19 protein-coding genes and 1 tRNA gene are annotated in these 25,496 nt (G+C 65.0%); 12 read left to right on the top strand and 8 right to left on the bottom strand.

Annotation, left to right across the window (positions count from 1 at the left end; translation table 11 throughout):
• Nucleotides 1–5 precede the first annotated feature (5 nt).
• Together S58_RS31255 and cpdR are read right to left on the bottom strand one after the other, a co-directional pair.
• Nucleotides 6–80: transfer RNA gene (locus S58_RS31255), tRNA-Val, on the bottom strand.
• A gap of 119 nt (nucleotides 81–199) precedes the next feature.
• The gene (gene cpdR, locus S58_RS31260; protein ID WP_015669438.1) at nucleotides 200–559 is read right to left on the bottom strand and encodes a cell cycle two-component system response regulator CpdR; all 360 of its coding nucleotides are present in this window, start codon (nucleotides 557–559) and stop codon (nucleotides 200–202) included.
• Between the two features lie 327 nt (nucleotides 560–886).
• Between cpdR and S58_RS31265 the strand changes: the two genes are divergently transcribed.
• The 4 genes from S58_RS31265 (at nucleotide 887) to S58_RS31275 (ending at nucleotide 5,213) form a co-directional block, all read left to right on the top strand.
• Nucleotides 887–1,771, top strand: a complete 885-nt coding sequence (locus S58_RS31265; RefSeq protein ID WP_015669439.1) for an N-formylglutamate amidohydrolase — start codon at nucleotides 887–889, stop codon at nucleotides 1,769–1,771.
• A gap of 88 nt (nucleotides 1,772–1,859) precedes the next feature.
• Complete coding sequence (locus S58_RS37940) at nucleotides 1,860–2,264, top strand: hypothetical protein (RefSeq protein WP_144058428.1); 405 nt, start codon at nucleotides 1,860–1,862, stop codon at nucleotides 2,262–2,264.
• A gap of 14 nt (nucleotides 2,265–2,278) precedes the next feature.
• Entirely contained in the window at nucleotides 2,279–3,067 is a 789-nt protein-coding gene (gene hisN / locus S58_RS31270; RefSeq protein ID WP_015669440.1) for a histidinol-phosphatase, read from the top strand.
• Nucleotides 3,068–3,242: 175 nt separating this feature from the next.
• Entirely contained in the window at nucleotides 3,243–5,213 is a 1,971-nt protein-coding gene (locus S58_RS31275) for a methyl-accepting chemotaxis protein (RefSeq protein WP_042340337.1), read from the top strand.
• Nucleotides 5,214–5,219: 6 nt separating this feature from the next.
• Here S58_RS31275 and S58_RS31280 read toward each other — a convergent pair whose 3' ends face one another.
• Nucleotides 5,220–6,110: a LysR substrate-binding domain-containing protein gene (locus S58_RS31280; protein ID WP_015669442.1), complete on the bottom strand. Its 891-nt coding sequence runs from the start codon at nucleotides 6,108–6,110 to the stop codon at nucleotides 5,220–5,222.
• An 82-nt stretch (nucleotides 6,111–6,192) separates the two neighbouring features.
• Here S58_RS31280 and S58_RS31285 point away from each other — a divergent pair, with 82 nt between their 5' ends.
• Complete coding sequence (locus S58_RS31285) at nucleotides 6,193–6,945, top strand: sulfite exporter TauE/SafE family protein (protein WP_015669443.1); 753 nt, start codon at nucleotides 6,193–6,195, stop codon at nucleotides 6,943–6,945.
• Here the strand turns inward: S58_RS31285 and S58_RS31290 are convergent, their stop codons facing one another.
• Nucleotides 6,946–7,587 carry a LysE family translocator gene (locus tag S58_RS31290; protein ID WP_015669444.1) on the bottom strand — a complete coding sequence of 214 codons (642 nt, stop codon included), beginning with the start codon at nucleotides 7,585–7,587 and terminating at the stop codon, nucleotides 6,946–6,948.
• A gap of 167 nt (nucleotides 7,588–7,754) precedes the next feature.
• Between S58_RS31290 and S58_RS31295 the strand changes: the two genes are divergently transcribed.
• The 3 genes from S58_RS31295 (at nucleotide 7,755) to S58_RS31305 (ending at nucleotide 14,390) form a co-directional block, all read left to right on the top strand.
• Complete coding sequence (locus tag S58_RS31295; protein ID WP_015669445.1) at nucleotides 7,755–9,500, top strand: adenylate/guanylate cyclase domain-containing protein; 1,746 nt, start codon at nucleotides 7,755–7,757, stop codon at nucleotides 9,498–9,500.
• Between the two features lie 114 nt (nucleotides 9,501–9,614).
• The gene (locus S58_RS31300) at nucleotides 9,615–11,408 is read left to right on the top strand and encodes an adenylate/guanylate cyclase domain-containing protein (RefSeq protein ID WP_015669446.1); all 1,794 of its coding nucleotides are present in this window, start codon (nucleotides 9,615–9,617) and stop codon (nucleotides 11,406–11,408) included.
• Between the two features lie 174 nt (nucleotides 11,409–11,582).
• The gene (locus S58_RS31305; protein ID WP_015669447.1) at nucleotides 11,583–14,390 is read left to right on the top strand and encodes a di-heme-cytochrome C peroxidase; all 2,808 of its coding nucleotides are present in this window, start codon (nucleotides 11,583–11,585) and stop codon (nucleotides 14,388–14,390) included.
• On the opposite strand, the gene S58_RS31310 is transcribed toward S58_RS31305, so the two are convergent.
• Together S58_RS31310 and S58_RS31315 are read right to left on the bottom strand one after the other, a co-directional pair.
• On the bottom strand, nucleotides 14,377–16,965 hold the full coding sequence (locus S58_RS31310; RefSeq protein WP_015669448.1) for a YbcC family protein: 2,589 nt from the start codon (nucleotides 16,963–16,965) through the stop codon (nucleotides 14,377–14,379). The genes S58_RS31305 and S58_RS31310 overlap by 14 nt on opposite strands.
• 13 nt (nucleotides 16,966–16,978) lie before the next feature.
• Entirely contained in the window at nucleotides 16,979–18,568 is a 1,590-nt protein-coding gene (locus S58_RS31315; RefSeq protein ID WP_015669449.1) for an NADH-quinone oxidoreductase subunit L, read from the bottom strand.
• Nucleotides 18,569–18,679: 111 nt separating this feature from the next.
• Here S58_RS31315 and S58_RS31320 point away from each other — a divergent pair, with 111 nt between their 5' ends.
• The 3 genes from S58_RS31320 (at nucleotide 18,680) to S58_RS31330 (ending at nucleotide 22,593) form a co-directional block, all read left to right on the top strand.
• The gene (locus S58_RS31320; protein WP_015669450.1) at nucleotides 18,680–19,567 is read left to right on the top strand and encodes a LysR substrate-binding domain-containing protein; all 888 of its coding nucleotides are present in this window, start codon (nucleotides 18,680–18,682) and stop codon (nucleotides 19,565–19,567) included.
• Between the two features lie 1,239 nt (nucleotides 19,568–20,806).
• Nucleotides 20,807–21,757 (top strand): hypothetical protein, encoded by a 951-nt coding sequence (locus tag S58_RS31325; RefSeq protein WP_144058429.1) that lies wholly within the window; start codon nucleotides 20,807–20,809, stop codon nucleotides 21,755–21,757.
• Entirely contained in the window at nucleotides 21,754–22,593 is an 840-nt protein-coding gene (locus tag S58_RS31330; protein WP_015669452.1) for a hypothetical protein, read from the top strand. The genes S58_RS31325 and S58_RS31330 overlap by 4 nt, the downstream gene beginning before the upstream one ends.
• Before the next feature lie 246 nt (nucleotides 22,594–22,839).
• On the opposite strand, the gene S58_RS38240 is transcribed toward S58_RS31330, so the two are convergent.
• Both S58_RS38240 and S58_RS31335 read right to left on the bottom strand, forming a co-directional pair.
• On the bottom strand, nucleotides 22,840–22,986 hold the full coding sequence (locus S58_RS38240; protein WP_160167620.1) for a hypothetical protein: 147 nt from the start codon (nucleotides 22,984–22,986) through the stop codon (nucleotides 22,840–22,842).
• 369 nt (nucleotides 22,987–23,355) lie between these two features.
• The gene (locus S58_RS31335) at nucleotides 23,356–24,027 is read right to left on the bottom strand and encodes a GntR family transcriptional regulator (RefSeq protein ID WP_015669454.1); all 672 of its coding nucleotides are present in this window, start codon (nucleotides 24,025–24,027) and stop codon (nucleotides 23,356–23,358) included.
• A gap of 144 nt (nucleotides 24,028–24,171) precedes the next feature.
• On the opposite strand from S58_RS31335, the gene S58_RS31340 reads away from it, so the two are divergent.
• Complete coding sequence (locus S58_RS31340; RefSeq protein WP_015669455.1) at nucleotides 24,172–25,374, top strand: ABC transporter substrate-binding protein; 1,203 nt, start codon at nucleotides 24,172–24,174, stop codon at nucleotides 25,372–25,374.
• Nucleotides 25,375–25,496 lie beyond the last annotated feature (122 nt).

The raw sequence follows: 25,496 nt of genomic DNA on the forward strand, positions 1-25,496 counted from the left end.
GCCGATGGTGGGCACGACAGGGATCGAACCTGTGACCCCTACCATGTCAAGGTAGTGCTCTCCCGCTGAGCTACGTGCCCTAATCCAATAGGTCTTGTCGGGTGGGGGTCCCTATATCGGCTCCCACGCGGGCAGGCAAGGACGCAAAGACGAGAAAATGGGAATAATCCGCAAGCTTCCCGACGTCTGTCCCGGCGGCTCAGGCCGCCAGCATCTTGTTGACTTCGCTGACGAGCTCGCGGAGGTGCACCGGCTTGGACAGCACCTTGGCGTTCTTGGGCGCCTCCGAATCGGAGTTCAGGGCGACCGCGGCGAAGCCGGTGATGAACATGATCTTGATGTCCGGGTCGAGCTCGGAGGCGCGGCGCGCCAGCTCGATGCCGTCCATCTCCGGCATCACGATGTCGGTGAGCAGCATCTCGAACGGCTCCTCGCGCAGCCGCTGATAGGCGGACATCCCGTTGTCGTGGTGGGAAACCTGGAACCCGGCATTTTCCAATGCCTTGACCAGGAAGCGGCGCATGTCGTTGTCGTCTTCGGCGAGCAGGATCTTGTGCATGGCGGGGAGCGGTCTGGTCCGGGTGAGAGGCGCAGCGTTGCCGCCACTAAGCCTGACGGGCGGTAAATTTCGGGTGAAAGATTGCGCCTTTTGATCCGACATCGGCAAGGCAATTTGAGGGCCGCGCGCGCCGTTCACCTGGATGAGCACGCCAGCTCAGAGTTGTTCCAAACGACGGATGATCTTTTTCATTGCTTTTCGCTTGGCAGAACGGCCCGGATTATCGAAGATGCAGGTTGGCAGAGAGAATTGCGTGCGTTGTCCAGTGCAATTGGCCGGAGGATACCGGCACATCAACGGACGTGACCAAGGGGACGGCGCCGAGAGATGACGGATTTTGATGGCGAATCGCCGCCGTTCGAGATCATGGAGCCGGCCGAATGGCGCGCGCCCATCATCTTCAATTCGCCGCACTCGGGCTCCGCCTATCCGGACGATTTCCTCAGGGCGTCGCGAATCGATCTGCCGTCGCTCAGGCGCTCGGAAGATTCGTTCATGGATGAATTGATCGCCGACCTGCTGTCGCGCGGGTTTCCGGTGGTCCGGGTGCATTTTCCGCGCTGCTATGTCGACGTCAATCGCGAGCCCTACGAGCTCGATCCGCGGATGTTCACCGGGCGGCTGCCGAGCTTCGCCAACACCCGCTCCATGCGGGTTGCCGGCGGCCTCGGCACCATCCCGCGCGTGGTCGGCGACGGCCAGGAGATCTATCGCGACCGGCTCAGCGTCGACGAGGCGCTGCATCGGATCGAGACGCTGTACAAGCCGTATCACCGCGCCTTGCGGCGCCTGATCAACCGCGTGCACCAGCAGTTCGGCACAGTGGTGCTGGTCGACTGTCACTCGATGCCCTCGGTCGGCGTCTCGCGCGACGAGCCGCGGCGCCCCGACATGGTGATCGGCGACCGCTACGGCACGAGCTGCGCGTCGCTGCTGCCGGAGCTGTTCGAGGACGTGCTCGGCCGGCTCGGCTATTCCGTCGGCCGCAACAAGCCCTATGCCGGCGGCTTCATCACCGAGCATTACGGCAATCCGGCCTCGGGCCTGCATGCGATCCAGATCGAGCTCAACCGCGCGATCTACATGGACGAGCGCCGGCGGGAGCGCGGACCGCGCTTCGCGCAGGTCGCCTCCGACCTCGCTGTTCTCGCCGAGGTGCTGGCGACGGTGCCGCTCGGCGATCTCGGCCCGTTCCAGGCTGCCGCGGAATAGCTGCGCCGCCTTTCCGTCCTGGAGGCGCCGCCGCGCGTCGCCACTGAAGGATCGGCACGCGAGCCGTCGGCACAAAAAAAAGGGCCGCTTGAATGACAAGCGGCCCAAGTCTAGGGAGGAAACGCCCAAGGAGGGCAGCGATAACGCAGAGCGCTACCGCACCGCAACAATATGCATTCGCGCTGCACAAAGCGCAAGGGTTTTTCGGCCCTTCTCCATGCAAAAAACACAGGCCGGGTTTGCACCCGACGCGACCCGAACGGATGTTTTCATCAGAAACGTCAATGGCTTGATTGAAAAGTCAGATCAACCAAAACGGCTGGCCGGGTTCACTTTCGGTTTCGGATCGCATGCGAGGGCAGAAAACCCGCACCAGTGCGAAGGCGCTGGTCATCGAATGATATCCAAGATGCCAATTCCTCGTTCCATAACCGGATGCGCGCCCGACGGCTTTGAGATAGGCATGATCGGCTCATTGCATCCGATTCCCTGATCGAAGGACGCGTTGTGACGGTCATCGACTTCTCTGCCTTCATCGGCCGCCTGGCGACCGCCTCGGGCGAAACCATCCTGCCGTTCTTCCGGACCTCGCTGCTGGTCGACAACAAGAGCAACCGGCAGGATTTCGATCCGGTGACCGAGGCCGACCGCGCCGCCGAGGCGGTGATGCGCCGCCTGATCAAGGCCAATTTCCCGCAGCACGGCATCGTCGGCGAGGAATTCGGCAACGAGCGCGAGGATGCCGACTATGTCTGGGTGCTCGATCCGATCGACGGCACCAAATCCTTCATCGCGGGCTTTCCGATCTGGGGCACACTGATCGCGCTGCTGCACAAGGGCATGCCGGTGTTCGGCATGATGCACCAGCCCTTCATCGGCGAGCGCTTCGCCGGCGACAACGGCTCCGCAAACTACAAGAACGCAGCCGGTGAGCGCCGGCTCGCGGTGCGCCGCTGCGAGCGGCTGCAGGACGCCGTCTGCTATACGACGAGCCCGCTGCTGATGAGCGAGGCCGATCGTGCCGCCTTCGGCCGCGTCGAATCCGAGGTGCGGCTGTCGCGCTATGGCGGCGATTGCTATTCGTATTGCATGCTGGCCGCCGGGCATCTCGATCTCGTCATCGAGACCGAGCTCAAACCCTACGACATCGCAGCCCTGATCCCGATCATCAACGGCGCCGGCGGCATCGTCACCAATTGGGACGGCGGCCCGGCGCAGAACGGCGGACGGATCATCGCCGCCGGCGACAAGCGCGTGCATGAGGCCGCGCTGAAGCGGCTCACCGGTGGAGGCTGACCATCGCGTGATGGATTTCAGGCGCTCATCGGAGTGCGTACAATTACGGGAAAAGCACCTCAGGATACATTATTAACGGCGCATTGACCGTGCCTGCCTAGGCTTTGTGTAAGTTTTATGAAAACGCGCCCGATCGCGCGGCTGCACATGACTGCTTCCTGGGAAGGCCACCTCGATGTCTCGTTTCAGCTTCCGGCTCACTCACAAGGTCATGGCCATCGCGCTGATCGGCGTCGCCGCGCTGGCCGTGTTCGGGGGCATCTATCTGGTCGGCAACGCGTCGCAAGCGTCCTCCCGCCGGCTCGCCGACAATGCCCGCGCGACGTCAGACCTCAACCGGAAGCTCCTGACCGACCTGCTCGAGGCCCGACGTACGGAAAAGGACTTCCTGCTGCGGCGCGACCAGAAATACACAGCGCGACATGCAGAGCTGAGCAGCGCGATCAAGCGGGAGCTCGACGAGCTGCGCAGCGCCGTCCGCGGGATCGGCGACGCATCGATCGGAAACAAGGTCGACACCGCTGCCGGAGGATTTGCCGCCTACAGCACCGAGTTTGCCGAAGCCGAAAAGTCGGAGGTCCGTCTCGGCCTGAACGAGACGCTCGGCCTGTCCGGCTCGCTGCGTTCGGCCGTTCATGACATCGAAGCCAAGCTCAAAGAGGTCAATGATCCCCGGCTTACGAGCGGCATGCTGATGCTGCGCCGGCATGAAAAGGATTTCATGCTGCGCCGCGACCCGAAATACGTCGCAGAGCTGAAGACCGCCGCCGCCGAGTTCGGCAAGGCCGTCGCCACTGCCGATCTCGCGCCCGCGATGAAGGCGGACATCGGCCAGAAGCTCGACAAGTACCAGAAGGACTTCCTTGCCTGGGCCGAAGGATCCCAGGACGCGGCGCGCCACGGCGCGGCCATGTCCAAGGCCTTTGCCGAGATCGAGCCCGTCATCGCCGAGATCGGCAATGCCGTTGCTCAGCAATATGCCTCGGCACAGGCAACGGAGGCGGAGACCGGCAACGCGGTCAAGCGCGGCATGCTGCTGACGCTCGGCATCTCGCTGATGCTGGTGAGCTGCGTCTCCTTCCTGATCAGCCGCGGCATCTCCAGGGCCATCCGCAGCATGGTGCAGGCGATGACGCGGCTCGCCAACGGAGACACCTCGATCCGGATTCCCGGCGTCGGGCGCCGTGACGAGATCGGCGAGATGGCCGGCGCGGTCGAAGTGTTCAAGAGCAACCGCGTCGAGACCGAGCGGCTGCAAGCCGAGCAGGCCGCGATCGAGAAACGCCAGACCGCGCAACGCAAGGCGGACATGGCGGCACTCGCACAAAGCTTCGAAGCCGCCGTCGGCGAGATCATCGAGACCGTGTCCTCCGCCTCGACAGAGCTCGAAGCATCCGCGACGACGCTGACCAGAAATGCCCAGCACGGCCAGTCGCTGGCGACCACCGTGGCGTCCGCATCCGAGGAAGCGGCGGCCAGCGTGCAATCCGTGGCGTCGGCGACCGAGCAGCTGTCGGCGTCGGTCAACGAGATCAGCCGACAGGTGCAGGAATCGGCGCGGATCGCAGGCGAAGCCGTCGGCCAGGCGCGCCGCACCAACGACCGGGTCGGCGAGTTGTCCAAGGCCGCCACACGGATCGGCGACGTCGTCGAGCTGATCAACACCATTGCCGGCCAGACCAACCTGCTGGCGCTGAACGCCACCATCGAGGCCGCGCGCGCCGGCGAGTCCGGTCGCGGCTTTGCCGTCGTCGCCTCCGAGGTCAAGGCGCTGGCCGAGCAGACCGCGAAGGCGACGGGCGAGATCGGCCAGCAGATCGCGAGCATTCAGAGTGCCACCGAGGAGTCGGTCGACGTGATCCGCGAGATCTCGGGAACGATCGAACGGCTGTCGCATATCTCGTCGACCATCGCAGCCGCGATCGAGCAACAGGGCGCGGCCACGCAGGACATATCCCGCAACGTGCAGCAAACCGCCCAGGGGACGCAGCGCGTCTCCGACAACATCACCGAGGTCCAGCAGGGCGCGACCGAAACCGGCTCGGCCTCCTCGCAGGTTCTGTCGGCGGCTCAATCGCTGTCCGAGGAAAGCAGCCGCCTGAAGCTCGAAGTCGGCCGCTTCCTGGAGAACGTGCGCGCAGCCTGAGCCGCCTCAGGCCGCCGCCCTGCGCAGATGCTCGACGAGCAGCTTTGCCGGACGCGGCAGCGCCTTGAAGCTGCGGGCGCAGATCACGAGCCGCCGATTGGCCCAGGCATCGCGCAACGCGATCAGGCTGATCGGCATCGACCGCACGCAACGCCGCGCGGCCGCTTCCGGCACCACGGCAATGCCGATGCCGGCGGCCACCATCTGGCAGATGGCGTCGAAATCGCGCAGCCGGGCGCGGACATGCTGGCGGATGCCCAGCCGCGCGGCATGCCGGCCGATATGGGCATTGAGCGCCGTTCCCTGGGTGAGACCGATGAAGTCCTGCCCCGCGGTCTCGCTGAAATCGATCTGTCTGCGGCCCGTGAACGGGCTCGGTCGTCCCGCCACCAGGATCAGCCGATCCTCGCCAAAGGCGAACCGCTCGATCGTCTCCGGCAGCGCATGCTCCGCCGCGAAGCCAAGATCGGCCCGGCCGGATGCGATCGCCTCCGCAATCTCGGTGCTCTCGCGTTCCTCGACGTCGACATTGATGTCGGGATGCTCGCGCAGAAAGGCGGCGAGTGCCTTGGGCAGATGCTCGGCAAGGCCGACCGTATTCGCAAGCAGCTGCACATTCGCCCGCAGGCCGGACGCGAAGGCCGAGAGCTCACCCTGCATGGTCTCGACATTGGCCATGATGATGCGGGCGTGATCGAGCAGGCTTTCGCCAGCCGCCGTCAGCTCGACACCGCGACGGCCGCGCTTGAACAGCTGCACGCCGAACGCATCCTCGAGCCCCTTGATGCGGGCACTGGCAGAGGCCAGCGCCAGATGCGCACGATCAGCGCCGCCGGTAATGCTCCGGGCCTCGGCAACCGCGATGAACAGCCTGAGATCGACGAGGTCGAAACGCATCTTTTCTGCCTCAGTCCAAAACGAAGGCTGGCTCCGTAACCTCCACATTGTGCCGCGCCGGCCGTTTGGTCAATGTCGGGCCATGATCGACCCGCTCCTCATCTTCATCGCCTTCGCGCTCACGCTTGCTGGCTTCGTCAAGGGCGCGCTCGGCCTCGGCTTGCCGACGATCTCGGTCGGTCTGCTCGCAGTGGCCATGCCGCCCGGCCGCGCGCTCGCGATCGTCATCGTGCCGGCGGTGGTGACCAACGTCTGGCAGACCTTCGCCGGTCCCTATCTGCGCGACATCGCCAAACGGCTGTGGCCGCTGATGGCTGGCACCGCGATCGGCATCTGCCTCAACGCCGGCGCCCTCAGCCATTCATCGACGCACTATGGCAATATCGCGCTCGGCGCGCTCCTGATGCTGTATGCCCTGCTCGGGCTCACCCGCTTCGCCTTCAAGGTGGCGCCGCGCCACGAGAAATGGGTCGGCGGCATCGTCGGCCTGATAACCGGGCTGATCTCCGCCGCGACCGGCGTGCAGGTCGTGCCGTCGGTGCCGTACATGCAGGCCATCGGGCTCGAGAAGGACGAACTGGTCCAGGCGCTCGGCGTGTTCTTCACGGTCGCCACGGTCACGCTCGCCTTCAACCTGACGAACTCCGGCCTGCTCAACACGGCCACCGCCCTGCCCGGCGCAATCGCAATGGCCTGCGCTTTTCTCGGCATGTTCGCGGGCCAGGCCATGCGGTCGCGGCTGCCGGCCGAAGCCTTCCGCCGCGTGTTCCTGATCGCGATGATCGTTCTCGGCCTCTATCTCGCCGGCAGCGCGCTGATCGAGCTGATCTGGTGATCAGCGCGCCTCGAGCAGCGCAATGCGCACGCCGAGATAGATCAGCAGACCACCGATGGCCCGATTGAGCCATTGCAGCGCGGCGGACGAGCGCCGCACGCCGCGCGCGGCCCGGGCCGCCACGACGGCCACGCCGAGACACCAGATCGTGCTGTTGACGATGAAGATCGTGCCGAGCAGCAGGAATGCGAGCGGCTTGTGCGGAGCATCGGCTGCGACGAATTGCGGCAGGAAGGCGAGAAAGAACATCGCCACCTTCGGATTTAGAATGTTGGTGAGCGCGCCCTGCCAGAACACCTGGCGCAGCAGCACGACCGGCGCAGCGATCGCAGTGTTCTTTTCTGCCGCGTCGTGGCGGCGCGCCAGGAGTTGCGTCAGCCCAAGATAGACCAAGTACGCGGCACCGGCCCATTTCACCACTGCGAAGGCCGTTGCCGACGCCGTGAGCAGGGCCGACAACCCGATCGCGCTCCCGAACACGTGGACCAGGCAGCCGGTGCTGATGCCGAACGCCGCAGCCGCGCCACCGCGCCACCCCATCTGCGCGCTGCGGCCGACGATGTAGGCCGTATCCGGTCCCGGCGTGATGTTGAGCAGCAGCCCGGAGACGAGAAACAGCGGAAGATCGTGAATTCCGAACATGATTGAACGTTTCCTAACGAAATCGATCCAATATCCACTATGCTGAGTGTTGCCGTCCTGAACGGCGGGCCGCAAGCCGCATGGTCGAAGGTGCCGCGATTGGTTCCGGAAAAGCATTGGATTGAGCCGCCTCGGCCATGCTATGCGCGAGGCGGGAGCACGACGTGATGGAAAGACGCCTCGCTGCCATCCTTTGCGCCGACGTCGCCGGCTATTCGCGCATGATGGGGATCGACGAGGCGGGCACGCACGCCGCCTTCAAGGCTCATCGCGGCGCCATTCATCCGATCATCCTCAATCATGCCGGCCGTATCGTCAAACACACCGGCGACGGCTTCCTGCTGGAATTTGCAAATGCCGGCAGCGCGGTCCAGTTCGGGATCGAGATGCAGTCGCTCATGGCGGAGCGGAATGCGCACCTTCCCGTCGATCGCAATATGCGCTTTCGCCTCGGCATCCATAAGGGCGAGGTCACCATCGATGAGGGCGAGGCATTCGGCGACGGCATCAACGTCGCCGTGAACCTCGAATCCATCGCCACGCCGGGCGGCGTTGCCGTCTCGAGCAAGGCCTACGAGGAGGCGAGGCCGCAGCTCCCCATCGGCCTGACCAACGCCGGCAGCTTCCAGTTCAGGAATCTGCAGGAGCCGGTCCAGGCATGGACCTGGGAACCCAGCGGCGACGTGGCGGTCCGGGGGAGCGCGAACGCGACCAGCCTGCCACCGCAATACCGCTCGGCGATTGTCGGCGTGCTGCCGTTCGTCAATCTCGCGGATGAGACCGATGAATACCTCGCCGACGGGCTTGCCGATGACCTGATCCACGCGCTGTCGCTGCAATCGTTCTTTCGTGTCTTGAGCCGGACCTCGACGTTTCGCTTCAGGGACCGCAACCTCGACCCCCGCCTGGTCGCCCGCGAGATCGATGCGACTTATCTGATCCAGGGGACGGTGCGGCGCTCTCAGCAGAAGATCCGCGTCACGGCCGAACTGATTGCGCCCGAGACCGGCGCCCAATTGTGGGCCGGACGCTACGACCGCGACCTCGGCGATCTCTTCGCGATGCAGGACGAGATCACCACGAGCCTCTGCGCGGCGCTGATGCCGGAAATCTACCGCGTCGAGGCCTCGATTCCAATCCGCTCGCCGGCCACGGACCCGACCGGCTGGGACCGTTTCCTGCGCGGCTTGTCGCACTATTACCGGCCGACCAAGGCCGACTACGAGATCTCGATCGCGCTGTTCCGCGAAGCCATTGCGCTCGACCCCACGCTCGGCATCGCGCACGCCTATCTGGCGACCATACTGATGCAGGGCATCAGCTTCGGCTGGATCAAGGGCTCGCGCGAACTCTGGGAGGAGGCAAAGAGTCTCGCGCTGGACAGCGTCCGGCTCGACGCACGCTCCTCCTTTGCCTACGCCATCCTTGCCTTCGTGCAGGCCATGCAGGGCGCCCATGAGGACGGCATGAAGGCAGCGCGCAAGGCGACCGAGCTCAATGCCTACGACATGGGCGCGCGCGGCGTGCTCGGTCTCTGCCACATGGTCACCGGCGAGCATCAGCAGGCGATCGATCAGTTCACCATTTCGGCCCAGCGCGGCAACAGCGATCCGCGCTATCAATGGCCGGCACTGAATGCCTATAGCCACTATCTGCTCGGCCGCTACGAGGCGGCGCTGTCGTGGGCGCGCGAGGAGCTGTTCCTCTACCCCAATCATCTGCAGGCGCTGACGATCCGGGCGGCGACCCTGGGGCAGATCGGCGACACCGGCCAGGCGCGCGACGCGGTCGCCGCCCTGCGCGAGCAATATCCCTGGATCACGCTCGACCGTCACCTGAAAAACATCCGGTGGAAGATGAGAGGCGACATCGAGCACTACCGCGACGGGCTGACGAAGGCCGGACTGACCTGATCGAGTCGCGACATTCGCCCCAAGACTGCCACACGGTCTACACATTGCTTCCGCAAAATCATTGGATTCGAGCAACGTTGCCGTGTTATCGCCCTCAGTAAGAGCGAGGAACCGATGGAGAGACGGCTGGCCGCGATTGTCTGTGCCGATGTGGTCGGTTACTCGCGGATGATGGGCGCCGACGAGGCGGGAACCCATGCCGCGTTCAAGGCGCATCGCGGCGCCATTCACCCGGTCATCCTCAATCATGGCGGCCGGATCGTGAAGTATACTGGCGACGGGTTTCTCCTGGAGTTTCCGAGCATCGTCGGCGCCATCGCAGCCGCGATCGAGGTGCAGCGGCTGATGGCCGAGCGCAATGCTCACCTGCCGGCCGAGCGCGTCATGCAGTTCCGCCTCGGCGTGAACATGGGCGACGTGATCTTCGATGAGGACGAGGTGTTCGGCGACGGCGTCAACACCGCCGTGCGACTTGAAGCCGCAGCCCCTCCCGGCGGGATCGCTCTGTCGCACAAAGCTCATCAGGAGGCGAGCAAGCACCTGACGGTCACCTTCGTGGACCGCGGCCCGTTCCGCTTCAAGAACATCGAAGACACCATCAACGTCTGGACCTGGGATCCCACCTCGCCGGAGAAGACCCGCGAGCCTCGCCCCACCCCGTCTTTGCCAGCGCAATACCGCACGGCCATCGTCGGCGTGCTGCCCTTCGCCAATCTGAGCAGCGAGACCGACGAGTATTTCTCGGACGGATTGGCCGAAGACCTCATCCATGCGCTGTCGCTGCAATCCTTCTTCCGGGTGCTCAGCCGCAACTCCACCTTCGCCTTCAAGCATGCGGGAATGAGCGCCCGTCTCATCGCGCGCGAGATCGATGCGACCTACCTGATCCAGGGCTCGGTGCGGCGCTCCGGAAACAAGATCAGGGTCACGGCCGAGCTGGTGGCGCCGGAGAATGGCGAGCAGCTGTGGGCCGGCCGCTACGACCGCGACATCGGCGACCTGTTTGCCGTGCAGGATGACATCACCGCCAATCTGTGCACGGCGCTGATCCCGGAGATCTACCGCGCCGAGGCGGCGATTCCGGTGCGGTCCGTCACCACCGACCTCACGGCGTGGGACCGCTTCCTGCGCGGACTGTCGCACTACTACCAGCCGACCAAGGCCGACTACAAAAGCTCGATCTCGCTGTTCCGCGAGGCGATCGCCATCGATCCAGGTCTTGCGATCGCCCACACCTATCTCGGCACGATCCTGCTGCAGGGCATTCATTTCGGCTGGATCAGGAATTCGCGGGAGCTGTGGGACGAGGCGATGGCGCTCGCCGAGGCCGGCGTCCGGCTCGATTCCCGCTCGTCGTTCTCCTATTCGCTGCTGGCCTATGTCCATGCCATGCAGGGGCGCGTCGAGGCGGGCATGGAAGCGGCGCGCAAGGCGCTGCAGCTCAATCCCTACGACATGGGCGCGCGCGGCGTCTTCGGCGTGTGCCATCTGATTGGCGGCGAGCACCGCCAGGCCATCGAATTGTTCTCGGTCGCAGCCCAGCGCGGCAACAGCGACCCGCGCTATCAATGGTCGGTGCTCAGCGCGTTCAGCCACTACATGCTCGGCCAGTACGACGCGTCGTTGTCGTGGGCGCGCGAGTCGCACTATCAGAATCCGAACCATCTGCAATGCTTGGCCATTCGCGCCGCGGCCCTGGCGCAGCTCGGACGGCTGAGCGAGGCCGGCGAGGCCGTCGCCGGTCTGCTGAGCCAGTATCCATGGATGACGATCGAGCGTCTTCTGAGCAACATTCGCTGGCGCAATCCGGCCGATGTCGCCCATTATCGCGACGGCCTCGCCAAAGCCGGCGTGCCGCTGACCAAGCTGACCTTGATCGACACCAAGGCAAAATACGCGGGCGAATAACGCAATCTCGACTTGAGGTTGACACCGGACCGGGTTACGCCAATCATTCATAATTGCATTGTAACGTTTAGACGGCGTGTGCTCCGCCCGTTCCTCGGCGCAATTCGGCGCCGGCTTTGATTGTTTGCGTAATTCCGTTTTCATCACTCAGGTGCTTTGCAAGGATGTCGTTCGATGCAAGAAGACAGCGCCCGCGTCCGTGACGCCCTGCCCGGACAGATTCCCGTCTCGCCCGAAAATCCCTGTCCTTTCCTGCGCGCACTGGTCGCCGGCGGCTTCGTCGACGGCCACACCGTGCCGCTGAAGACGATCGCTCATAACATCGAAGCGGCGAGTGGCGAGACCGGCTTCAAGAAGCGCGTCGTCGGCATCAAGACTTTCGGCGTCGCACTGATCGCCAATGGTCTGTCGCCGTTGCGACTGCTGAAGAGCCTGTTCTCGGGCGCCGATCTCGACGAGTTGCGCAACGGGCCGCTCGACAAGCATGGCGGCGGCTCGCGGATCCTCGATGCCGACGCCAACGTCCAGCCCGGGGAAATCGAACGGCTGGCGAGCTTCGGCAGCGACTATCCCGATCCGAATGGGAGCACCGAGCGCGGTCTGAACGAGGCGCAGGTGCAGGCCTTCATGAAGGCCAACCTGAAGCGCGATGGCGACCGGGCGCGCTGGTACTATCCCTTGCTGATGCAGGGCGAGTGGCCGGTGCTGCTGAACATCCTCGGCAAGGGCGAAGGCGACAGCCGCTATCTCTCCGTCGCCGAGGTGCGTACCCTGTTCGTCGAGCGCCGCTTTCCGCAGCGTATCGTCGCGCGCCTGATGACCAAGCCGAAGCCGGCAAGCATCGTCTGGCGCATTGGCAAGGCGCTGGTCGGCACTGCAGTGCTGGCGGCAGTCGCCGTGCTGGTCGCGTGGATGGCTGCCCCCGACGCAGTCAGCGACACGCTGAGCAAGGTCCTGCCGAAGAAGGTCGCCGCCCTGATTCCGCCGGCGCTGCCGGAGACGGAGCCGACCAAGGCAGCCTACTGGCTCGACCAGGGCTGGACCACGAAGGACCGGCACTGGTTCCACCACGTGACGCAGGGCACCGCGACCTTCCCGATTCCCTACGCCTGGTTCATGGCGATGGAGCAGCCTTATCTCTCGCTGTTCGGCGCGCCCGGACTGATCTCCGACAGCGCCTATCTGGAGCGCTTCGGCTTCATTCCGAGCCCGAAGAGCGTCGAGGGCGACCCCAGCGCACTCAGGCCGTTCGGCTATGCGGCGACCACCGCCGCGAAGACCGACACCGCGCCCGCGCTGCCCGCGGGCCTGAAGCCGACGCCGGCCGGCAATGAAGGCGGCCTTCCCGTCGGCTTCGCGCGGCTCACCGGCGCCACCAATCCGGCCACCGGCGCCGCCGAGTCCGACAAGATCGGCCTGACCTGCGCGGCCTGTCACACCGGCAGCATCCACTACAAGGGCGTGAGCGTCCGCTTCGACGGCGGCCCTGGCATGGCCGACCTGCGCAAGCTGGAAGAGGCGATGGGCTTTGCGATGATCTTCACGCAATATGTGCCCGGGCGCTTCGCGCGCTTTGCCGAGCGCGTGCTCGGCCCCAACGCCTCCGATGCCGATCGCGACACCCTGAAGAAGGGGCTGAAGGCCGCGACCGACTTCGCGCTCAACATGCAGGCCAAGAACTATCAGACTGCGATCGAGGCCAAGGGTCAGACCGAGACCGAGGAAGGCTTTGGCCGGCTCGATGCGCTCAACCGCATCGGCAACCAGGTGTTCTATCTCGACATGGCCGCGAGCGGCTTGCCGAACATGCTCGGCAACCAGGAGGCGATCGACGCGCCGGTGTCCTATCCGCCGATCTGGACCGTGCCCTGGTTCTCCTGGGCGCAGTATGACGGCTCGATCGCGCAGCCCCTGATCCGCAACGCCGGCGAGGCGCTCGGCGTGTTCGCTCAGATCAACCTGTCGCCCGAGCCGGCCAGCAACAAGCTGTGGCGCTCGTCGATGGCGCTGGAGAACCTTGTTCACATCGAGGACATGCTGCGCGGCCCCGACCCGTTCGCGACCACGACGCCCGCCTTCGGCGGTCTCACCTCGCCGAAATGGCCGGAGAAGCTGTTCGACGGCGACGATGCCTGGAAGCTCGATCCGGCCCGCGTCGAGCGCGGCCGCAAGCTCTACGCGACCATCTGCGTCGAGTGCCATCTCGGCCCGGTCGCCGATCCCGTGTTCGACAAGACCTATCCCGACAAGAGCTTCTGGAAGATCAAGCCGGCGGAGGACTGGGAGAGCAAGGGCTGGAACGCCAAGGGGCCGATCCTCGACCTGGTGCAGAAGCCGGTCGATGCGATGCAGACCGATCCCGGACAAGCCAGCATTCTCGCCACCCGCAAGGTCACGGTGCCGGGCTTCCTCGATATCGATCCGGCCAAGGACCTCAAGGGCTGCAACCTGCCGCAGGGCTCGACCACCGACATGCCCTATGCGCTGGCGCTGATGGCCGTCGTGCAGAAGGCGGGCGAGAAGTGGATGGAGGATCGCAAGCTCACGGAGCCAGAGCGCGCGGCGCTGTGGGGTGACCGCAAGAACTGCCCCAATCCGGCCGGCAAGTCCTATCGCGCCCGTCCGCTCAACGGCGTCTGGGCGACCGCGCCCTATCTGCACAACGGCTCGGTGCCGTCGCTGTACTGGATGCTGACGCCGGCGGCCGAACGGCCGACGTCGTTCTGCCAGGGCGCCCGCGACTACGACCCGAAGCAGGTCGGGTTCGCCGTACCCAAGGGTGGCGAGAGTTCGTGCAAGGTCGGCCAGACGCTGTTCGTGACCAAGGATTCCAGCGGCAAGCCGGTCAAGGGCAACAGCACGCTCGGCCATTCCTTCGAGGGGCCTGCGAAGCCCAACAAGGACTACCCGAACGGCATCATCGGCGGCGCCTTCTCCGACGAGGAGCGCTGGGATCTCATCGAGTATCTCAAGACGCTGTGAGGACATGACGCGGCGCGTCTCGCTCAGCGCGAGGCGCGCCGGCGCATTCATGCGGCCTCCACACACCCGGCCGAACGCAGCGCCGGATCGTCGCTCCCTGATCCCCCAAGGAGTGCAGCATCACCCAGCCATTGCCGACCAGATCGCGCACGCCCTCGTGGCGCTGCATGATCTCGTCCATCGCGCTCTCCGGCGCGGCGATGAAGACGTTGAGACGGACCGGCTCGTGGATGAAGCGCGTGCCGTCATGCACCGACTGCCAGGGCAGTCCGCTCCTGAGATCGCCGGCATTGCCTTCGAGCACGCCGAGCTGGCCGACGATGTTGTGCAGCACCTTGTTGCCGCTGCCGAAGGCCGCATTGTTCACGGTCGAGCCGTAGTATTGCAGATTGATCCAGCTCGCGACCACCATCGGCGCCGTCATGATCAGCTCGAGCGTGCGATGGCCGTCGTCGCGTCCGGCCTCGTAGGAGTGCAGGAACGCGCGGCCCCCGAGATCGAGGCCGCGGGTGAAGCTCCGCGGTGCGGCGATGAAGACAGCGTTGCCGGCCAGCCCCCATTCTGGCCGCACCTGCGACCAGTCACGGCTGCGTGCGATCAGGGCGCCGTCGACGTCCACCGCGTCTCGAATGCCGAGCAGCGCACTGCGCTCGCGCCGTGCCAGCCGCCCGGCATCCGCAAGCCGCGCCTTCAGCTGCGCCAAGTCAGGCGCGAGACCGGCCGGAACGTCGTCCTCGTCGAACAGGGTCACCGCGTCGGTCGTGGTGTCGTGCAGCGCGCCGATGAACCAGCAATCGGCGGGAACGTCGATGCCCTTGGCGCGCAGGCCCTCGCGGACCCCGGCATCGTTGAGAACGGCGGCGGCGACGCGCGCATTGGCCTCGCCGGTGTGGCCGCCGCAGGCGCCGCAATCGAGCCCCGACGCATGCGGGTTGTTGACGGTCGTGCTGCCGTGTCCCGCAAGCAGCACCAGCCGCGCGAACGGTCCGGTCAACGACATCGCCCTCAACACAGCTTCGGCCATCGCGACGCGCTGCGCGTCGTTGAAGCCGGTCACGCGACCGCCGAGCTCACCCGGCGTCAAGCGCGGCCCGACACGCGCGGCGATCTCGGGATCGAGGCCATCGACGACGGGCGACGGCACCGGACGCGTGACCCCGGCACTGTCGGTCGCAATCTTGGCGGCGAAGCCCAGGCCGGCCGTCTCGACGAAGGAGAACGACGAGACGGCCGAGACCTTGAACGACTTCCACGCCTTGGCCGCGCGCCGCCGCAACAGCCGCAAGCCGAGCACCTCGGCCTCCGCAACGTCATCGGCGCCCTTGACCGCCTCGCAGACGATGAAAGCCGGCTTGAGCAGCACCGGACATTGCGCGCCACCGCTGGCGTGGCCGATCGGAACATACTCGATGGGGAAGCCGAAGAATCCGGCGAAGCCGATCGTCTCGGCGTGCGGATAGACCGTCTCCAGCGCGCGCCGGAAAATCTCCGAGCGCACGTCGATGCAGAACGCGGCCTGCAGCGGCGGCCGCTCCGGCATCCGCGCGCTCGCCCGCGCGGCCGTGGCAAGCTTGGCGACGAGCTTCTGGCGGACCGCGATCTCATAGGCCTCGTGCAGGACGAGATCGACGGCGAGCTCGGGCGTCTCCTCCAGCCGGTGATCAGCAGGCAGCCTCGCCGCCTCCTCCATCGCCTGTGCCCAGGCCAGCTTGAATGCGGCGTCGGTGCGCGCCTGGAACAGTGCAAAGCCCCAGGCAAGCCGGATTGCCATGAGCTCGCGCAGCGTATCGTCGCGCCTGCCGTCGAGCGCGGCGCTCCAGCCGATGTAGCGCGCATAGGCCGACCAGCCGCCGAGATCGAACAGCGCCCGCACCAGATAGTCCTCGACCGCACGCTCGGGAATCCCCAGCCGATCGATGATCAGGCCGATCGCCTGCAGCGGGTCGGCCGGCAGCCCGGCGACCGCCTTGCGGAAGCCCGTGAGGCCCATCACCTCGGGATTGCGATCGTAGGCCGCGAGCTTGCGCCAGGCGGCGTAGGGCCTGAGCTTGCGCGCCGGGTTCGGCCAATTCGCCTGCCCCTCGTCGAAATAGCTGGCGCAGAACGCCGAGATCTCGTCGATCATGAACGCGACCAGCGAGACGTAGCGATCGCCTTGGGCGAGCCGGTCGAGCACCTCGGCGACGGTGGCCACCACCGCAGGCGGCGATGACGGCCCGGCCTCTACGCGCGCCTTCTGCATGAGCTGGTCGACATCGAGCCCCGCCGATGGATGAACGCTGAGCGCCTGCGTCAGTGCCGCGTCGTCGATTAGGCCGTCGTCGAGCGCCTGTCGATAGAACGCACGCGGCATCAGCATCCGCGTCCGCACCACGCGCTCGAAGGTGGCGGCGGTCGCGGCGAAGCTCTGCCCGGTGAAGCCGAGGAACGGGTTGACGGCGACGAATTGCTTCAGCGGCCATAGCGGCGCGATACGCTGGCAGGCGCTGTCGATGCGGGCGACGAGCCGTGCATCGGGGCGGGCTTCGACCGGATCGGGTGCAGTCATGGACATCGCGAGGGCGGCCTGGGTCATCATCATCTCGGGATCACGGGTTGGAATTGAAGCGCGAGGTCGCGCCACGCGGCCACAGCGTCAGGACGAGACGGTTGGCGAGCGTGTTGAGGTAGAGTCCGTTGCGCAGATGGACGTAGGCCGCGATCCAGAACGGCGCATCGGCGCGGCGCATCATCTGGTTCTGGAACAGCGTGACCGCCGCGAACGACACCACGACGGCGGCCGCGATCAGCATCGGTACGACGCCGTCGACCGGCCGCGATGCCGGCAAGCTGCCGGCGACGAGCCACGCCATCACCGCCTGCAGCGCGAAGTAGACGACGGCGACGCCGAGAGCTGTGACCGCAGCGCGGGCGACGACGAAGGCGTTCGGCCGCTCGTCGATGGCATTGGCCATCAGATGCACCAGCCCCATCAGCAGCACCGAGCCGAGCGCGATCTGCGCCGGATTGCTGCGCAGGGTCATGCCGAACGCGAACCCGATCGAGAGCGCCAGCCCGATGACGCTGGCGAGCGCCAGGATGAGCCGGGCTGCGTGCGGCTGGCCGCCGGGACTCGGCGTCCACGAGGCGCGGGCGAGGTCGATGATGCTGCCGGACGACAGGAAGGCGTGCGCCTTGTAGAGCGAATGCGCCACGATGTGCAGCAGCGCCGCGGAGAATGCGCCGAGGCCGCATTGCAGCAGCATGAAGCCCATCTGCGCCACCGTGGAATAAGCGAGCTGCACCTTGACCGAGGTCTGCGTCAGCATCACCAGCGAGCCGAACAGCGCGGTGGTGCCGCCGACCACCGCGAGCACATCGAGCGCCGGCGTCGCCAGCAGCAGCACGTCGCTGAGCCGCAACACCAGGAAGCCGCCGGCATTGATGATTCCGGCGTGCAGCAGCGCCGACACCGGCGTCGGCGTCTCCATCACCTCGATCAGCCAGCCATGCAGCGGCAGTTGCGCCGATTTCAGCATCGCGGTCGCGACGATCAGCAGCGCCGCGATGGTGACGAGCGCCGATCCCGCGCCTTCGCCACCGCGGGCCTGCGCGGCAAGGCTTGCGATCTCGAGCGTGCCGAACCGGATGTAGAGCAGCAGCGCCGCCAGCGCGAACATGGCGTCGCCCAGCCGGCTGGCGACGAACTTCTTGCGTGAGGCGCGGATCGCGGCCGGCCGCGTGCCATAGAACAGCAGCAGCTTGCCGAGCGCGAGGCTGGTGGCGATCCAGGCGGCCAGCAGCAGCACGAGGTTGCCCGAGATCAGCAGGGTCAGCACCGCGGCCAGCGTCAGCAGCAGCCAGCGCGTGAACCTGACCTGGCCCGGATCACCGTCGAGATAGTTGCGGCTGTAGCTGATGACGACGAAGCCGATGAAGCCGACCAGCACGATGAGGATCGCGCCGAGCGCATCGAGCTGCAACGACAGCCCGAGTCCATGGGCACCGACCAACGGCGTGCGCCCTGCGCCGAGGATGGCCGCGGCGAGGCTCGCTGCAGCGGTGATGCCGAAGGCGAGCGCGGCGGCGGCGATCGCGCGGCGGGCGACGACCCTGGCGCCGGCGTCTGCGCCGATGATCGCGGCGACACAGAGCGTGAGCGGCGCAAGCGCCGCGAGACAGGGAGGGATCGGGTTCATGACGGCTCGGGCACCGGATTGGATGAGATGACGGCGCCTGCTTAACGGCCGCTGAGCCTTCTTAAAATTTCAATCATTGAACGCGATCGTTATAAAATATAGAACGATGCCATGCCGCACCTGAACTACCATCATTTGCGTTATTTCTGGATCATCGCCGGCGAGGGCAGCATGAGCCGTGCGGCCCGGCGCCTCAACGTCTCGCCCTCCTCGCTGTCGGTGCAGGTCAAGGCGTTGGAGGATCAGCTCGGACAGAAGCTGTTCGACCGCGTCGGCCGCACCCTGCAGCTGACGGAGGCCGGTCGCATTGCGCTCGACTATGCCGGCAGCGTGTTCAAGTCCGGCCACGAGCTGATCGAGACCTTGTCGGGCCTGCGTCCCGGACGGCAGCTGCTGCGGGTCGGCGCAGCGGCGAACCTGTCGCGCAACTTCCAGATCGCGTTCCTGAAGCCGCTGATCGGGCGCGGCGACGTCGAGCTGATCATCCGGACCGGGCTATTCCCTGATCTCTTGGAGCAGCTCGACGCGCACAAGCTCGACCTCGTGCTCGCCAATCATCCGGCGGCGCCGGATACGCGCAGCAGTTTCGAGAACACGCTGATCGACGAGCAGCGCGTCAGCCTCGTCAGCCGCAAGCCGCACAAGCCTGCCCGCTTCCGTTTTCCGCAGGACCTCGCGACAACGCCGGTGATCCTGCCCGGCCGCGGCAGCGCGCTGCGCTCCGCCTTCGATGCGCTGGTCGGCAGCAACGGCATCCGTCCGACCATCGCCGCCGAGGTCGACGACATGGCGATGCTGCGCCTGATGGCGCGCGAGAGCGGCGCCGTGACCGTGGTGCCGTCGATCGTCGTGATCGACGAGCTGCGGTCCGGCGTGCTGGTCGAGCGGGCCCGGTTGAGCGCGCTGAAGGAGCAGTTCTTCGCCGTCAGCCAGCAGCGCCGCTATCCGAACCCGCTGGTGGCCGAGCTGATCGGATCGCGCGGCAAGAAGGCGGGTTGAGCCAACGATGTCGCGCGTGAGCGCAGCGACATGCGAGAAGCCACATCCCGGATATTACTGACGCTCATTCGAGCTACGCGCCTGCCTCGATATCCAGCCCTTTCAGGGCAAGCGGATGTGACGCCGCGCTGTCTCGGCCGCATGGTTCGAGACGCGCCGCAAGCGGCGCTCCTCACCATGAGGTGCTAGATCTCGCCGCGACATCAGCCTCGTCCTGAGGATCCCTGCGGACGTCTCGAAGGACGGCTACCCATTCCGGTCAGGGCCGGAGTCCAATGGCGAGAGACATGCTTCTCGATCGGCGCGCTCGTTCGCAACGTTCGATGGGCGGATCACGATCCGCAAACATTCCTGCACGGATGTCAAACAGCGGCGAGAGACATGGGATCGCACTCTCGCGGCCTGACAGCCCGAGCTTTGCGCCTCATCACCCTCGCCAATGACGGGAGGGCGCAGGGAAGGCCGGACCTCGACTGAGGCCCGTGGCCCCCGTGCGGAAAGAATGCACGGGGCAGGAACCACAGGTCCAGCCGGATGACCCGGCCCTCCCTGCGCGATGGCTTTACGGCTTATACGCGCTCTCCTCGGTGTACCGGGCTTGATAGCCACCGTCGCCCGCGCGCTTCGTCAAGGAAGGCGCAACGAGCTTGACGCCAGCATCGGGGCGCCAGGACCACGCGATTTCGCCGTGCACGACACGTCGTTCGTCGGCATGAAAGATCACGCTGCGACCGCCGCGCCCACCGCATCCAGCTCCCCACGCTCGTGACGACCGCGATACGCCCCTCCTCGCGGAAGCCGGACGACGCGCAGACTACACGAATTCCGAAATTCGTAAATCGAAATATTTTTCGCGGAAGGGCTGGACAGGTTTTGGTGGAGGGTGGTCGTCGGGCAAATCAGGCCATCAGGCGTGACGCCGGACAACGGCGGCACTCGCGCTCGAACTGCGGCGGCTGCAGCACGGCGGACCGGACCTGATAGGCTTTACCTGAGCCGCGCGCACAAGAGAGAAACATCACGACTGCTGCAGCGCACCCGCCTTGATTGTAGCGCGCGTCCATGCTCAACTGCGAGCAGATGACTGCATGGAAGGGCACGCGCCGTTCAACCGGGTACGGCTCAGCTCCTCCTTACTCCATTATTTCCGTACGATCATTCCTGCCTGAATGCGGCATTTGCAAATGCATTTCCAGACGACGCAACATCGCCGATCGATTTTTTTCTTCGGAGAGTTCAATGGCTGAGGAGCAGCCCGATCCATCCCCGTCGCCTGACAGCTCCAATGCACGGCCGCCTTTGGTTACGCAGCAAGCGCCAGATCCCTCCGGCGGCGCCACGGACCCGTCCTCCGCTCAGATACTGGCTGCGATTGAGCAATTGCGAGCGAAAATCAGCGCCCCTCCCGATATGCCGGACCCCTTTAGAGGCCTCGCTCAGTTCGCCTCCAGCGGATTTTTCTTCATCCTGCTTGGATTAGGCCTGCTGTTCATCGCCGCCTACGGCCTCGGCGTCGTCCACACGTCCTTCAGCTTTGTTCTGATCGTGCTCGGCGTCGCCATTCTGCTTTATGGCACCGGCACCCAGGGAATGGCCCGCTTCGAAACCGACGAAAATTCGGCAAAGTACAATGTCGCACTTGCCGGCGGCGCCGGCGTGCTCGCGTTCTGCGTCGCCTTCGGCATCGTTGAATATTACGAGAAGATGCAGATGGCCTTCAACCTGCAGACCAAATACGTCATCGCCGTGCTCAAGCCGAAGAAGGACGGCAGCTCGACCTTCGACAACTACTTCCCCATTTTCGACATCGAAGGCAATCCAGTGCCCGCGATGAAGAACGGCGACAACATATTCGTCTTCGTGCCATTTCGCCAAGCTGTGGGCGATGTCAGGCAGAGGGTGACGTACACGCTGAAGCATACGGACCCAGCTCACCGGCCGGCTCTGCTCACGGAGAAGCTGAAGTCGGAGTTCGAGATCAGGCTGGCAGATGCGCAACCCAGCAATGGAGGATACGACTTTCCGCTGTTTCGCCTCGATCCGCCGATCGACATGGTTTCAAGCGACAAGTCGAACGAAAACGCGAAGAGCGCGGTGAGCGAGGAATCTGCAACCCTTCGTGGGCTCAAGCCCGCTCCCAACACCGAGCCCCCTATCAGTTCCGAACCCGCGAAGCTCATCCCACAATGAACAACCCGCACAGCAGCCCCATTGCACTGCTCCTCTGCCTCCTGGCGATCATCCTGACGACCGTCCGGTCCGACGGCGCGTTCGCGCAAACAGACGATCGCTGCTCCATCTACTTCGTCTCGACGACACCGGAAAAAGGCAATCCCGCGGTCATCCAGGAAGCCTACCTCGCGGACATCAACACCGCGGTGCCCTGCCTGATCCAGGTCATCGAGAGGCTCGGCGGCCAGATCAACAGCCCGGCGGTCGAACCCGACGTCAAGAGCAGACTGCTCACGGCCACCGGCGCGCTCCGAGCGATCATGACCCGGCTCGACAGCGCCAGCAACCTGAACAATTTCATCACCCTGTTCAGGGAGCGCAACAACATCAACGTGATCTCTGCGCTGACCTATGCGGCCCGGAGCGACAACAAGGATCTCCGCCTCAGCTCGACGCTGCTGCTCGGAAACGTCATCGACAATCGCTTCGTCTGCGTACCCTTGACGCAGCTGAACGATCCCGAGTTCATGAAGGCGGCAGAAGCCCCGAGCGGAAGGGCGAACCTTCTGGGCGTCGTTTCAGTCGTCGCGCCATGGGCCTACAAGGAGAATTACGAGAACATCGACAAGACCAGGGACTACATCGGCGGACAGATCGGGCGAGAGGATTCGAGTTCGATGAAGAATACCCTGGCGATTCTCGATAACATTCAGACGCGGCTGAAGTCGCAGACCAACAATTCGAACAAGACCGTGTCACTCAACACACTGGATCGTGCGATCATTCCGAATTGCCGCAAATACGTCCAGGCCTACACGCCGAAACTCACGTCGCCCGAGAATGTCAACTACTAGAAATTCCTGTTGGAGGCCGTTCCGCGCGCGGCGCCCATGGAGCTCGACATGAAGGCTTCTCGCAAAACGTCCGGCGACCGTCGCCGATCTCGTCGCAGCGCTTGGTAGATGATACGGGATCATCCACCGCGCGCAGGCGCGGTCGACATGCGCCTCGTAGCCGTATGCGAGAGAGCGGAGTGATAGGATCAGCTCCCGATTCCCATTCCGAAACGGGAGACAGAGACCCTATCGCCGAGCAGATCGTCAGACCATCCCTGCCGGGCTGATATCGATGCCCTGCTGGATCAGCGCGAGAGAAGCGATGACGCCGGTCAACCCGAACAGGGTCACGAGGCCAAATCCGGAATTGAGCGTGCTGTTCACCAGCAGATATCTTGCCATCATAGTCACGAAGGGCTCCTCCTGTTTGAGATTAGTGAGGAGCACTAGAGAGCCGGTGCGTTACCGGGTGGTTTCCAGAATTGGAAGGATGGTTCCGTGGTGAATGCATCCTTGGAGTCATAACGAGACCGCAGTGAAATTCGCTTAACTTTGATCTTAAATCTGCGTGTGCGGCAACTCCATACCGTCGGCGAGTTGTAGTCTCTCGACCACGCGGCCCAAAGGACCGGTATTTCCAGCATCAACGTTGCGCGAAACAATCTGCACGGGCGCCATCATCGAATGAGTCCGTGTAGGCCGGTCAGCAATACCGCTTGCCCGAGGCCGGACCGCGCGTCCATGAGAGGCCCGCAATCTGCGCGCCCTGCAACGCGCCTCTCACACCACGCCATTCGTCTCGGCTCGCGCCAGCACCGCTTCGATCGTGTCGCGGGTCTTGCCGATATGCGCGGTCATGGCCCTGACCGCGCGCTCGCCATCGCGCGCCAACGCCGCCTCCATCAGTTCGCGATGCTCACCCGCGGCGTCGCGATTGCCGCGATCGGTTTTGCGCGCGAGGTCGAGGTACCGCTCATTATGAGCAAACAGGAGATCGCGCACCCGCAGCATCCATGCGCTGCCGCAGGCCTGGGCCAACGCGACATGGAAGTCGCCATGCGCCGCGGTCCATGCCGGCGAGAAGCTGCCGTCGTCAATCGCAATCGGCGTCGCGACCAGCCGGTGATGCGCGGCGACGATCGCCGTTTCCCATGCGAGATCGCCCTGGGCAATGGCGCGGCGCAGGCACTTGGCCTCGATCTCGATGCGCATGTCGGTGAGATCGTTGAGGTCGGCGACCGACATCGGCGCGACGCGGAAGCCGCGCTGCGGCATCGCGGTCACGAGCCCCTCCGCCGTGAGCCGTGCGAGCGCTTCGCGGATCGCCCCCGTGCTGACCGAGAAGGCCGATCCAAGCTCGCTGATCTTCAGCTTCTCCTCCGGCCGGTAGAGTCCGGAGAGCAGGCCGGCGCGGAGCTGTTCATAGACGGTCTGGGTGGCGCTTCCGGACATGGAATCATCTCGATGGACGTCATTCCATATTACCAGACCGAAAGTAGATTTTCTTAGAAAAGTATATTTTTATTGCCGCAAAGTCGCGCTGCCCCTATGCTTCGGGACACGCCGCCGTCAGCGCGGCCTGTCAGGGAGGTGTCCATGCGAAGCACCATCGCAGCCGCGGGGCTGTTAGCCGTCTCGGCGGTGCTCGGCGCGAGCGCCCGGGCGGAGGATCAACCCGGCATCAGCGCCAGTGAAATCCGGATCGGACAGACCATGCCCTATAGCGGGCCGGTGTCCGCCTTCGGCATTCTCGGCAAGGGCGAGGTCGCCTATTTCAAGATGGTCAACGACCGCGGCGGCATCAACGGCCGCAAGGTCAACCTGCTCTCCCTCGACGACAGCTACGTGCCGCCCAAGACGGTCGAGCAGACGCGCCGGCTGGTCGAGAGCGACGAGGTCGCCTTCATATTTTCCACCATGGGGACCGCGCATAACACCGCCATCGCGAAATATCTGCAGGGCAAGAAGGTGCCGCAGCTGTTCGTGGCCTCCGGCGCCTCGAAGTTCGGCGACCCCGCGCAGTTTCCTCTCGCGCTGATGGGCGTCATGGCGCCGTTCCGCAACGAGGCGCGGATGTATGCACGCTATGCCCTGGAGAGGAAGCCCGACGCGAGCTTCGCGGTGCTGGCGCAGAACGACGATTTCGGCCGCGACTATCTCGCCGGCTTGAAGGACGTGCTCGGCGAGCGCTTCGAGACGGCCGTCACAGCGGCGACCTACGAGCCGACCGAGCCGACGATCGACTCCCAGATCGTGAAGCTGAAATCGACCGGCGCGGATGCGCTGGTAATCGCCGCGACGCCGAAATTCGCCGCGCAGGCGATACGCAAGACCCATGAGATCAACTGGCGCCCGATGACTTTTCTGAGCAACGTCTCGGTGTGGATGTCTTCGGTGATGGAGCCGGCCGGACTGGAGGCCGGCATCGGGATCATCTCGACGGCCTATGTCAAGGACCCGCTCGATCCGGCCTGGGCGGACGATCCCGGTGTGAAGGGATGGCGCGACTACATGGCCAGATACGTACCCGACGGCGACCTCCGCGATTCCAACTACGTCAACGGCTACAACAACGGCATGGTGCTGGAGCACGTGCTGAAGGCGGCCGGGAACGATCTGAGTCGCGACAACATCCTGCGGCAGGCGTTGTCGATCAAGGACCTGGAGTTGCCGATGCTGCTGCCCGGCATCAAGGTCAATACCGGTGAGACCGACCACCTCCCGGTCGAGCAGGTGCAGTTCATGCGCTTCACCGGCAAGCAGTGGGAGCGCTTCGGCGAGGTGCTGTCGACGAAATAGCCAGCGGCGGAACCGATCGGTCACCCCTTACGCAGACCCGGGCCGCGGCGGGCTGTTAGCGTCGCTCGGGCAATCCACCGGCGTTGCGACACCGTGGCCGCACAGGAGTTGACAGGAGCGCG

Source organism: Bradyrhizobium oligotrophicum S58, from assembly GCF_000344805.1.
Lineage (GTDB): Bacteria > Pseudomonadota > Alphaproteobacteria > Rhizobiales > Xanthobacteraceae > Bradyrhizobium > Bradyrhizobium oligotrophicum.